Below are 9,268 nucleotides of genomic sequence, written 5' to 3'. Positions count from 1 at the left end.
GTCACTCCGAAAGCGACGGGAAGGTTCTCATGCCAATCGACAAAGTCATTCTCATCACCGGCGCCTCCAGCGGCATCGGCTCTAGTCTCGCGCGCGAGCTGGCCGCGGCCGGCGCCAAGGTCTTGTTAGGCGCGCGGCGCGCCGACCGTCTGAAGGAGCTCGCAGCCGAGCTGAACGGGCGAGGTGGAACGGCGCTCGCCCATCCGCTCGACGTCACCGACCGCGCCAGCGTTGCGGCTTTTGCGGATGCCGCGCGCGGCGTCTGGGGCCGGGTCGACGTCATCGTCAACAATGCCGGCGTGATGCCGCTGTCGCTGATGGCCTCGCTCAAGGTCGAGGAGTGGGACCGGATGGTCGACGTCAACATCAAGGGCGTGCTCTACGGCATCGCGGCCGTGCTGCCGGAAATGGTGGCGCGCGGTTCGGGCCAAATCATCAACATCGCCTCGATCGGTGCCTTGAGCGTGTCGCCGACGGCGGCGGTCTACTGCGCGACGAAATATGCGGTGCGGGCGATCTCCGACGGCCTGCGCCAGGAGCACGACAACATCCGCGTCACCTGCATTCATCCCGGCGTGGTCGAGAGCGAGCTCGCCGATACCATCACCGACCCCGTGGCCGCGGAGGCGATGAAGACCTATCGCGCCATCGCACTTCAGCCTGACGCGATCGCGCGGGCCGTGCGCTTCGCGATCGAGCAGCCCGACGATGTCGATGTCAACGAGATCGTCGTGCGTCCGACGCGGACGACCTAAAGCCGCTTCTCAAAGAACAGGTCTGGGTAGGGATCGTCGTTGAAGCGCGGAATCTCGCGCCAGCCCGTGTTGCGGTAGAGTTGGGCGGCCTCGGGCAGCGCGCTGTTAGTGTCGAGCCGCAACAGGGCGACGCCGAGCTCGCGCGCCGCGGCCTCGGTCGCGTCCATCAGGCGCCGGCCGAGCCGCAGCCCGCGCGCGGCCGGGGCGACCCAGAGTCGCTTGATCTCGGCATAGCCGTGATCGGTTCCCTTCAAGCCCACGCACCCGATCGGCAGCGTGTCCGACATCGCGACGATGAACGTGCCGCGCGGCCGGCGCATGTCCTTGGCATCGGGGTCGCGCGACAGCGAGACGTCAAAGCCCTGTTTGAAGCGGCGGCCGAGCTCGGCATAGTATTCGCCGAGGCAATAGCGCGCCTGTTCGGATTGAGGATCGATCTCGTCCAGCGTAACGCGCTCCCGCGTCAATGCGGAGGCGACAAGGTCCATCGCCGCCAGCAGCGCGTCGGCTTGCGAATGCTGCGCGAGAAAGCCATCGGCCTGCGTGTTCGAGAGTGCCTCGTAGGCTGCGAATTCGCGCCGGCCCGTGCGCGTCAGCTTTGCCACGCGCCGGCGGGCGTCGTCTGCATGCGCTGTGGTCTCGACCAGTCCCTCGTCCTCGAGGCTGCGAAGCAGCCGGCTCATCAGCCCGGAATCGAGTCCGAGATAGTCGCGGATCTCGGCGACGTCCGAATACCCGTGCCCGATCGCATTGAGCACGCGCGCGGCACCCAGCGGCCGCCCGCGTCCCAGGAAGGACGTATCGAGTGCTCCGACGGCAGAGGTGACGGCGCGGTTGAAGCGGCGGACGCGGGAGATGGGGTCGAGCATTATCTGACTTTAGTCAGATATCATGCGCGGGTCAACCGGGACGGCCGCCTCACTTCGCCAGCGTGAGCAGCGGCTTGTCCTTGGCGACGATATAGGTCGCAAGCTCGCTCGCAGTTTCAACGCCCACATTCTTCGCCGCATGCACCGTGCCGGCGGGGATGAACAGCACGTCGCCGGCCTTCAGCGTGACCGGCGGCTTGCCCTCGACGTCGTATTCGATGGCGCCCGACAGCACGTAGATGATCTCTTCGCCTGGATGGGTGTGCCGGCCGAATGCCACGCCGGGAGCGAGGTCGACGCGCACTTGCACAGCCTCACGCCCCGGTGCGCTGAGATCGTGGCGCTGGAGGTCGATGCGCGCGACGCCGGCCTGCGCCGCCGCAGCCGGCAGTGTGAACAGGTTTGCCGCGAACAGGACCGCGCTCGACAGCACGCGCAAGGCTCGCAGATGACGATGGCTCATAGTCGGCTCCTTGTGATCACGAGATTGTCCGCGCCGCGCGGGCCCGGCCGATGCCGGCCGGTCCGCGTCGTGGCGCTTCAGACGAGGGTGGTGGTCACCTCGATGTTGCCGTGCACCGCCTTGGAGTAGGGGCAGATGCCGTGCGCTGCCTCGATCAGTTCCTGCGCGACCGCGCGATCGACGCCGGGGACGCTGACGTCGAGACGGGCGCGCAGGAAGAAGGCGCCGCCGGCGTTGTTCAGGTCGATCGCGGTGTCGACCGACGGCTCGCTCGGCAACTTGACCTTGCGCTGCGCAGCGGCGAGCCCGAGCGCGCCGAGGTAGCAGGCCGACCAGGCAGCGGCGAACAGGTTTTCGGCGGCCGGGTGCGGCTGGGCCAGCTTGACGTTCAGGAAGCCGTCGCTGGAGTGCGCGGCGCCGTCGGCGCCCGAGGTGACGTGGGTCTTGCCAGTGAAGAGAACCTTTGCAGCGGAGGTCATGGTCGTATCCTTTGTATTATTGATCGTATCCGATCTAATCGGATGCGCGTCGAAATAATCCCGGGGCGGGCCGCGGTCAAGCTCTTCCGATTTAATCGGATACGATTTATATGGATCCGCGATCACGAATTGCGGAGGTTCCCGTGGCCCGTTCCCCCAAAACTGCCGGCAAAGGCCGAAAACTCTCGAATTTCCTCTGCTTTGCGATCTATTCGGCCAATCTCGCCTTCGGCCGGGCCTATAAGCCTCTGCTGGACAAGGTCGGGCTCACCTACACCCAGTACATCGCTCTGGTGGCGCTGTCGGATGAGGACGAGCAGACCGTCAGCGCGCTCGGCGAGAAGCTGTTCCTGGAATCCAACACGCTGACGCCGATCCTGAAGAAGCTCGAGCAGATGGGGCTGATCAAGCGCCACCGCGATCCCGCCGACGAGCGGCAGGTGCGCCTGAGCCTGACGCCTGCCGGGCGCAGGCTGATCGAGCAGGATCTCGGCGGCTCCCTGATCGAGGCGACAGGTCTCGGCGACGATTTTCCTGTGGTGCAGAAGACGGTGAGCCGATTGCGCGACAATCTGCTGCGTGCGACCAAGGCCGACGACTAACGTATCGAGACACACACATCGGGAGTTTCCGCCGCGGCAGTCCGTCGCCGAGGCCGGGCCCCGCTACGGAGGACATCGTGAGCAATGCGAGTGAAGCGGCGGACCGGTTGATCGCAGCGCGAAGCAGCGGGCGGGCGGTTGCCTGGCGTGACATTCTCCCTTCGGATCGCGCCGGCGCCTACGCCATCCAGGATGCCACGCTTGCCCGGATCGGTCCGCTCGGCGGCTGGAAGGTCGGCGCCTCGGGCCCGGACGCCGAGCCCGTCTGCGCGCCGCTGCCTGCGTCCGGCCTGCTTGCCTCCGGCGCGCGGCTCGGTCCGGAATTCCGCCTGCGCGGTGTTGAAGTGGAAGTCGCGCTCCGGGTCGGGCGAGCGCTCGCGGCTGACGACGCCGCGTTGCCCGATCACGAGCTGGCACGCGCCTTCGACGCCGTCTATCCCGCCATCGAGGTGGTCGAGACGCGCCTCGAGGATTGGACGAACAGCGCCGCCCTGTCCCAGCTTGCGGACTTGCAGAGCCACGGCGCGTTGCTGATCGGAGCAGCCTCGACAGTCAGCCCTGCCTCCATCGATCTGAGGAGCGTCGAGGCGCATCTCTCCATCGGTGAAGACATCAGCCGGCGAACCATTGGAGGTAACCCTGCGGGCGACATCTGGCGTCTGCTGCGCTGGCTCATCCGCCATTGTGCGGACCGGGGTGTGCCTCTCTTGCCGGGCCAGATCGTCACGACCGGTTCGTGCACAGGCATGGTCTTCGCGGAAGCGGGGAGCAGCGCCCGCGCGCGCCTTGTGGGGTTCGGCGAGGTTGCCGTCGACTTCTGAGAAAGAAGGTTCGGCGTCGCCGCGAGCGGTCCGTGTACTGCACGCGGGGATGGTCATGCCGGCGAGGCGAGCCCCAGCGCCTTGCGTGTCTTGCGTGTCAGCCTTGCCGCAATCATCGCATGCGCCTGCATCAGATAGGCCGTGAGCTCGGCATCCGGCAGGGCGTTGTTGCTGACGAGCTGCACCCATTTGGCGCGAGCGAGATACGGTGCCGGCCTCGCCAGGCCGTGCTCGATCAGCATCCCATAGGCCATGTCCGAGACCTTGAACATGTAGCCGCCGGAGCCTGCGGCAAAGCCGCCGCCGAGCGCGAACATCTTGCCGCCGACCTTGAACACGGAGGTGCCCTCCCACTGCACCACCTTGGTGACCGCGGGCAGGCGCAGGCAGCGTGCTTCGAAGGTTTTCGGCGTCATGGCGCGAGCGATAGCACGCCAAACGCGGCTTGCAAGGCCGCCGGCTAGCGGCCGAGCGCGGCGAAGGCGGCGATGGTGCGGTCGACTGCGCTGTCGCCAATGTGGCGATGGGTGACGAGCCGGAGCTGCGAGGGGCCGCTCGCCTGCACCAGGATGCCGTGCTGTTTCACGCCCTCGGCCCATGCGGCGGCGTCGCGCGCGCTTGCGGAGACGTCGACGCGCAGGATGTTGGTCTGCACGTGGTCGGGATCGGCGAGCGCCGGGTCGAGCCAGCTCAAAGCCGCGGCGAGCCGTTTCGCGGCCGCATGATCCTCGGAGAGCCGGTCGATCATCGTCTCCAGCGCGACGAGGCCCGCGGCCGCGACGATTCCGGACTGGCGCATGGTGCCGCCGACGAGTTTTCGCAAGGCTCTTGCCCTTGTGATGAAATCGTTGGAGCCGCATAGCAGGCTGCCGACCGGTGCGCTCAATCCCTTGGACAGGCAGACCATCACGCTGTCAGCGTGCGCGGCGATGTGCGCGGCCGGGACGCCGAGCGCGACCGACGCATTGAACAGGCGGGCGCCGTCCAGATGCACGGGAATCCCGCGTGCCTGCCCGAGCGCGTGAATTCGCGTCATGTGCGCCAGGGCCAGCACGGCGCCGCCGGCGCCATTATGCGTCGTCTCCATCGCGATCAGGCCGGGGCGCTCCGAGGAGCGGATCGCGTCCGCGAGCGCCGTCTCGTCCATTGCGCCGCGATGGCCCGGTATCGGTTTGGCCACCAGCCCTGCGATCGTTACGACGCTGCCGAGCTCGGAGTTGAGCAGGTGCGCACCGCCATCGGCGAAGACGTCCGCGCCGCGCTCGGCATGGGCGAGCATCGCCAGCAGATTGCCCATCGTGCCGCTCGGCACGAACAGCGTGGCCTCCTTGCCGGTCAAGGCGGCGCCGCGCGCCTCGAGCTCGCGGACCGTCGGATCGCCCTCGCGGCCGTCGTCGCCGAGCGGGGCGCGCTGCATGCGCTCCAGCATCGCCGCGGTCGGCAGCGTGACGGTGTCGCTGCGCAGGTCGACGATACCGTCGCTGCGGCTGTCTTGCGCAGTCATCAGGCGTCCTGCACTTGCAGGCCGGCCGGCGCCGGCTGCGTCTCATCGGCGGCCAGGTCGCCGGCGAACCGTTCGACCAGCTTCACCGCAACCGTGTTGCCGAACACATTGATCGCGGTGCGGCCCATGTCGAGGAATGCGTCGACACCGGCGATGATTGCCAGCGCCTCGATCGGCAGCCCGATCGCCGACAGCACCATGGCAATCGCAACGAGCCCGCCGGAGGGAACGTTGGCGCTGCCCTTGCTCGCGATGGTCGTGACCATCACGATGGTGAACAGCGTCGACCAGGTCAGCGTCACGCCATAGGCCTCCGCGAGGAAGGTGACGGCGAGCGCGAAATACATGATGGCGCCGTCGCGGTTGAAGGCATAGCCGAGCGGCAGCACCACCGAGACGATGCGCTCCGAGGCGCCCATCGCACGCAGCTTCTCCATGTGCAGCGGCAGTGTCACTTCCGAGGAACGGGTGGAGAAGGCGAGGATCATCGGCTCCATCACCGCTTTGGTGACGGCAATCGGCTTCTCGCCGATCGCAAGCAGCATCAGCCAGAAGATCGCGACCATGATCGCAAGACCGAGATACATGACGCCGACGAGCTTTGCGAGCGCGACCACGGTGGCGAGCCCTTGCGTCGCGAACAGCCAGGCCATCACCGCGAAGATCGCGATCGGGGCCAGCGAGGTGATCCATTTCGTGATCTTGAACATCGCCGCCATCACCGCTTCGAGCACGGCGACCATGGGCTCGCCGACCTTGCCGATCGAGGCCAGCGCCAGGCCGAACAGGATGGCGAAGACCAGCGTCGGCAGAATCTTCTGCTCGGCCATGGCCGCGACGATGTTGGAGGGGATCATGTCCATGAAGAACTTGATCCAGTCGACCGACACGGCAAGGTTTTGCGGCACCTTGCCTGTTGCGGCCAGCGGCGCGCCGGCGCCCGGATGGAAGGCGGCGTTGAGCAGGAGGCCGATCAGGATCGAGATCACGGTGGCGAGGTAGAAATAGCCGAGGCTGATCGCGGCGACGCGGCCCAGGACCTTCAGCTCGCTGCCCATGCGGTAGAGGCCGAGCGTGACCGCCGCAAACACCACGGGAATGACGATCATCTTCACAGCCTCGACGAAGGCGGTGCCGATCGGCCGCAGGCTTGCGCCGACATCCGGCCAGAGCAGGCCGACGCAAAGACCCAGCACCAGGCCGAGCAGCATCTGGACAACGAGCGGCAATCTGAGCAGCGGCCGGATCATGCGTGATGGTCTCCTTGTCCCGGATATTGCGTGCGGATGGCGCCGAGCGCGGTGAGGCGGGCCTCGAAGGCCGACGACAGATGCCGCCACATGCGCTGCTGCGCGGTATCGGGGTCGTGCGCTTCGATGGCCGCGTAGATATCGAGATGCTCGCTGACGGCCTGGCGCGTACGCTCGACGCTGTATTGCCGCATCTTCTGCAGGGCGAGGCCGCTCTGCGCGCGCAGATTGTCGTAGGACTGCGCCAGCCGGCCGTTGCCGGTGGCGCGAAACAGCTCGTCGTGGAAGGCCCAGCCGACGTGCTGCGCTTCCTCCACATCGAGGTTCTCGCGCGACTGAATGCTGCGCAGCTCTTCGGCGCATTGGCGCAGCGGCTCCGTCGGCCCGCGCGTCGCGGCCAGATAGGCGGCCATGCCTTCGAGCGCGAGCCGCAACTCGTGGATCTCGCGGAGATCGTCGAACGACATCTGGCGCACGAAGGTGCCGCGCATCGGATGGATGGTGAGAAGGCCGTCCCTGGCGAGCGCCTTCAGAGCCTCGCGGATCGGGGTGCGGCCGAGCGCGAGCCTGCTCGACAGACTGCGCTCGGAAAGAGGTTCGTCGGGCCCGAACTCGCCGGAGGTGACGAGGTCGCGAAGCAGCGAATAGGCGCGATCGCGCTCGAGGGAGGTCATGGGCATAACTGACATACCAGCGGTATGTCACAGGCATGTCAAGCTTGGCGGCTGATTTCGCTGGTGAAACCAACCCAGAAACAAAATCACGGGCTGGTGGCTTGCGCTCAGGCTATCGCAAACTATATCGTAAGATATGTTTTACAAAAGGACTTGCGATATGCACCACGGACGAGACCACAAAGACTTCCATTTCGGGCATTTCGCCCATTTCGCCATGGGCCGGCACGGCGGCGGGCGGCATCGCTTCGGCCGCGGCGGGCACGGCTTTTTCGGGCGCGGCGGCGACGATTTCCCGGGCGCGCGGCGGCTATCCTCGCAGGATCTCCAACTGGTGGTCCTGGCGCTGCTCGCCGAAAACCCGGCGCACGGCTATGAGCTGATCAAGATCATCGAGGAGCGTTCCGACGGCTTCTACACGCCGAGCCCCGGCGTGATCTATCCGGCGCTGACCTATCTCGAAGAGGTCGGCCACAGCAGCGTCCAACAGGACGGCGGCCGCAAGCTCTACAGCATCACGCCGCAGGGCGAGGCGCATCTGGCCGAGAATCGCGCGACCGCCGATGCGATCCTGCAGGCGTTGTCGCGGATCGGACGCCGCATGGACGAGGTGCGCGAAGCCTTCGCCGGTGTCAGCGATCTCGACGGTGGTGCCTCCGATGAGCTGCACCGTGCGCGCCACAATCTCAAGCGCGCGCTGCGCAGTAAGCACGGCAGCGACTCCGCCGAGGCGCGCCGCATCGCCGCGATCCTGGATCGCGCAGCCGCGGAAATCCTCGGGAAGTGAAACGCGGCACCGAGCTCAGCCTGAAGCTGACGTGACGGTATCGCTTGCGCGCCAGGCCTCGGGAACGATGAACACCTCGTCGGCGCGGCCATAGCCGCCGTCGGCGACTTCCTCGATCAGCACCATCGTGTGCAGCCGCGCCGTTTCGCCGAAATAATCGACGAACAGCGCGGTGAGGCGGTGCACGATCTCCGCTTTCTGCGCGCGCGACAGCGCAGCTTGGGGGACCTTGATGTTGGCGAAAGGCATGATGGTTCTCTCCGTGTGAGGCGTCAGACCACGCCGCCATTGGCGCGGATGATCTGGCCGTTGATCCAGCCGCTGTCGCTGCCGGCGAGGAAGGCGACGACGCCGGCGATGTCATCGGGCTGGCCAAGACGACCGAACGGGTTCATGGCGGCAATGGCACGCACCTGCTGCTCGCTCTTACCCTCGAGGAACAGCCGGGTCTCGACTGGCCCGGGCGCGACCGCATTGACGGTGATGCGGCGGCTGCCGAGCTCCTTGGCAAGGATGTGCGTCATGGCTTCGACCGCGGCCTTGGTCGCGGCGTAGACGCCATAGCCGGGCTGGTAGAGACCGATAACGCTGGAGGAGAAGCTGACGATGCGGCCACCGTCGCGCAGCCGCCGCGCCGCTTCGCGCAACGACCGGAACACGCTGTCGAGGTTGATTGAGATCTGCCGCGCGAACGCTTCGTCGGTCACCGCCGCGAGTGGCCCGAGCTCCATGATGCCGGCATTGTTGACGAGGATGTCTACACCGCCGAAGGCGCGCTCGGTCGCATCGAACAGCCGCGCAGGCGTTGCCGGATCGGCGAGGTCGGCCTGCACGGCGATGGCGCGTCCGCCCGCCGTCTCGATCTCGGCCACGAGCGCCTCGGCGGCGTCGCGGCCGCTGGCATAGTTGATCGCAACCGCGATCCCGTCCTGCGCCAACCGGCGGGCGATGGCTGCGCCGATGCCACGGGAACCACCGGTCACGATGGCGGCGCGCTGAGATTGATTGGTCATGGCGGGTCTCCTCGATGCTGTCAGGCCAAGGGATACCTGATCGCTGTGGCC

Annotated in this window: 13 protein-coding genes; 4 read left to right on the top strand and 9 right to left on the bottom strand. The window is 66.8% G+C overall.

All coding sequences use genetic code 11. From position 1 onward, the window contains the following. The first annotated feature begins 29 nt into the window (after positions 1–29). Positions 30–755 carry an SDR family oxidoreductase gene (locus tag JQ592_RS12290; RefSeq protein ID WP_211403114.1) on the top strand — a complete coding sequence of 242 codons (726 nt, stop codon included), beginning with the start codon at positions 30–32 and terminating at the stop codon, positions 753–755. Here the strand turns inward: JQ592_RS12290 and JQ592_RS12285 are convergent. The 3 genes from JQ592_RS12285 to JQ592_RS12275 form a co-directional block, all read right to left on the bottom strand. Then, positions 752–1,624, bottom strand: coding sequence for a bifunctional helix-turn-helix transcriptional regulator/GNAT family N-acetyltransferase (locus JQ592_RS12285; RefSeq protein ID WP_211403113.1), 873 nt, complete (start codon positions 1,622–1,624; stop codon positions 752–754). The genes JQ592_RS12290 and JQ592_RS12285 overlap by 4 nt on opposite strands. 49 nt (positions 1,625–1,673) lie before the next feature. Beyond that, complete coding sequence (locus JQ592_RS12280; protein WP_211403112.1) at positions 1,674–2,087, bottom strand: cupin domain-containing protein; 414 nt, start codon at positions 2,085–2,087, stop codon at positions 1,674–1,676. 77 nt (positions 2,088–2,164) lie between these two features. After that, entirely contained in the window at positions 2,165–2,566 is a 402-nt protein-coding gene (locus JQ592_RS12275) for an Ohr family peroxiredoxin (protein WP_211403111.1), read from the bottom strand. A 110-nt stretch (positions 2,567–2,676) separates the two neighbouring features. Here JQ592_RS12275 and JQ592_RS12270 point away from each other — a divergent pair, with 110 nt between their 5' ends. After that, entirely contained in the window at positions 2,677–3,168 is a 492-nt protein-coding gene (locus JQ592_RS12270; protein WP_211403110.1) for a MarR family transcriptional regulator, read from the top strand. Between the two features lie 77 nt (positions 3,169–3,245). After that, on the top strand, positions 3,246–3,989 hold the full coding sequence (locus JQ592_RS12265; RefSeq protein ID WP_349630458.1) for a 2-keto-4-pentenoate hydratase: 744 nt from the start codon (positions 3,246–3,248) through the stop codon (positions 3,987–3,989). 53 nt (positions 3,990–4,042) lie between these two features. On the opposite strand, the gene JQ592_RS12260 is transcribed toward JQ592_RS12265, so the two are convergent. Genes JQ592_RS12260 through JQ592_RS12245 form a run of 4 tightly spaced genes read right to left on the bottom strand, consistent with a single transcriptional unit; the run spans position 4,043 to position 7,417 of the window. Further along, positions 4,043–4,405, bottom strand: coding sequence for an MmcQ/YjbR family DNA-binding protein (locus tag JQ592_RS12260; protein ID WP_211403109.1), 363 nt, complete (start codon positions 4,403–4,405; stop codon positions 4,043–4,045). Between the two features lie 44 nt (positions 4,406–4,449). Further along, positions 4,450–5,493, bottom strand: a complete 1,044-nt coding sequence (locus tag JQ592_RS12255) for a low specificity L-threonine aldolase (protein WP_211403108.1) — start codon at positions 5,491–5,493, stop codon at positions 4,450–4,452. Next, the gene (locus JQ592_RS12250; RefSeq protein WP_211403107.1) at positions 5,493–6,743 is read right to left on the bottom strand and encodes a dicarboxylate/amino acid:cation symporter; all 1,251 of its coding nucleotides are present in this window, start codon (positions 6,741–6,743) and stop codon (positions 5,493–5,495) included. The genes JQ592_RS12255 and JQ592_RS12250 overlap by 1 nt, the downstream gene beginning before the upstream one ends. Further along, positions 6,740–7,417 carry a GntR family transcriptional regulator gene (locus JQ592_RS12245; RefSeq protein WP_246820376.1) on the bottom strand — a complete coding sequence of 226 codons (678 nt, stop codon included), beginning with the start codon at positions 7,415–7,417 and terminating at the stop codon, positions 6,740–6,742. Before JQ592_RS12245 ends, JQ592_RS12250 begins: the two co-directional genes overlap by 4 nt. Positions 7,418–7,577: 160 nt before the next feature. Here JQ592_RS12245 and JQ592_RS12240 point away from each other — a divergent pair, with 160 nt between their 5' ends. Further along, positions 7,578–8,204, top strand: a complete 627-nt coding sequence (locus JQ592_RS12240; RefSeq protein ID WP_211403105.1) for a PadR family transcriptional regulator — start codon at positions 7,578–7,580, stop codon at positions 8,202–8,204. A gap of 15 nt (positions 8,205–8,219) precedes the next feature. Here JQ592_RS12240 and JQ592_RS12235 read toward each other — a convergent pair whose 3' ends face one another. Further along, positions 8,220–8,453, bottom strand: coding sequence for a tautomerase family protein (locus tag JQ592_RS12235; protein WP_211403104.1), 234 nt, complete (start codon positions 8,451–8,453; stop codon positions 8,220–8,222). A 23-nt stretch (positions 8,454–8,476) separates the two neighbouring features. Then, on the bottom strand, positions 8,477–9,217 hold the full coding sequence (locus JQ592_RS12230) for an SDR family oxidoreductase (protein WP_211403103.1): 741 nt from the start codon (positions 9,215–9,217) through the stop codon (positions 8,477–8,479). Between the last annotated feature and the right edge of the window lie 51 nt (positions 9,218–9,268).

It is taken from the genome of Bradyrhizobium iriomotense (assembly GCF_018129405.1).
GTDB lineage: Bacteria > Pseudomonadota > Alphaproteobacteria > Rhizobiales > Xanthobacteraceae > Bradyrhizobium > Bradyrhizobium iriomotense_B.
Note: the sequence above shows the minus strand (reverse complement) of the source record. Positions and strands in the feature narration are given on the sequence as shown.

Coding starts and splice junctions, on each gene's coding strand:
- JQ592_RS12290 (WP_211403114.1), top strand. CDS start 30: ATGCCAATCGACAAAGTCATTCTCATCACCGGCGCCTCCAGCGGCATC.
- JQ592_RS12285 (WP_211403113.1), bottom strand. CDS start 1,624: ATGCTCGACCCCATCTCCCGCGTCCGCCGCTTCAACCGCGCCGTCACC.
- JQ592_RS12280 (WP_211403112.1), bottom strand. CDS start 2,087: ATGAGCCATCGTCATCTGCGAGCCTTGCGCGTGCTGTCGAGCGCGGTC.
- JQ592_RS12275 (WP_211403111.1), bottom strand. CDS start 2,566: ATGACCTCCGCTGCAAAGGTTCTCTTCACTGGCAAGACCCACGTCACC.
- JQ592_RS12270 (WP_211403110.1), top strand. CDS start 2,677: ATGGATCCGCGATCACGAATTGCGGAGGTTCCCGTGGCCCGTTCCCCC.
- JQ592_RS12260 (WP_211403109.1), bottom strand. CDS start 4,405: ATGACGCCGAAAACCTTCGAAGCACGCTGCCTGCGCCTGCCCGCGGTC.
- JQ592_RS12255 (WP_211403108.1), bottom strand. CDS start 5,493: ATGACTGCGCAAGACAGCCGCAGCGACGGTATCGTCGACCTGCGCAGC.
- JQ592_RS12250 (WP_211403107.1), bottom strand. CDS start 6,743: ATGATCCGGCCGCTGCTCAGATTGCCGCTCGTTGTCCAGATGCTGCTC.
- JQ592_RS12245 (WP_246820376.1), bottom strand. CDS start 7,417: ATGACCTCCCTCGAGCGCGATCGCGCCTATTCGCTGCTTCGCGACCTC.
- JQ592_RS12240 (WP_211403105.1), top strand. CDS start 7,578: ATGCACCACGGACGAGACCACAAAGACTTCCATTTCGGGCATTTCGCC.
- JQ592_RS12235 (WP_211403104.1), bottom strand. CDS start 8,453: ATGCCTTTCGCCAACATCAAGGTCCCCCAAGCTGCGCTGTCGCGCGCG.
- JQ592_RS12230 (WP_211403103.1), bottom strand. CDS start 9,217: ATGACCAATCAATCTCAGCGCGCCGCCATCGTGACCGGTGGTTCCCGT.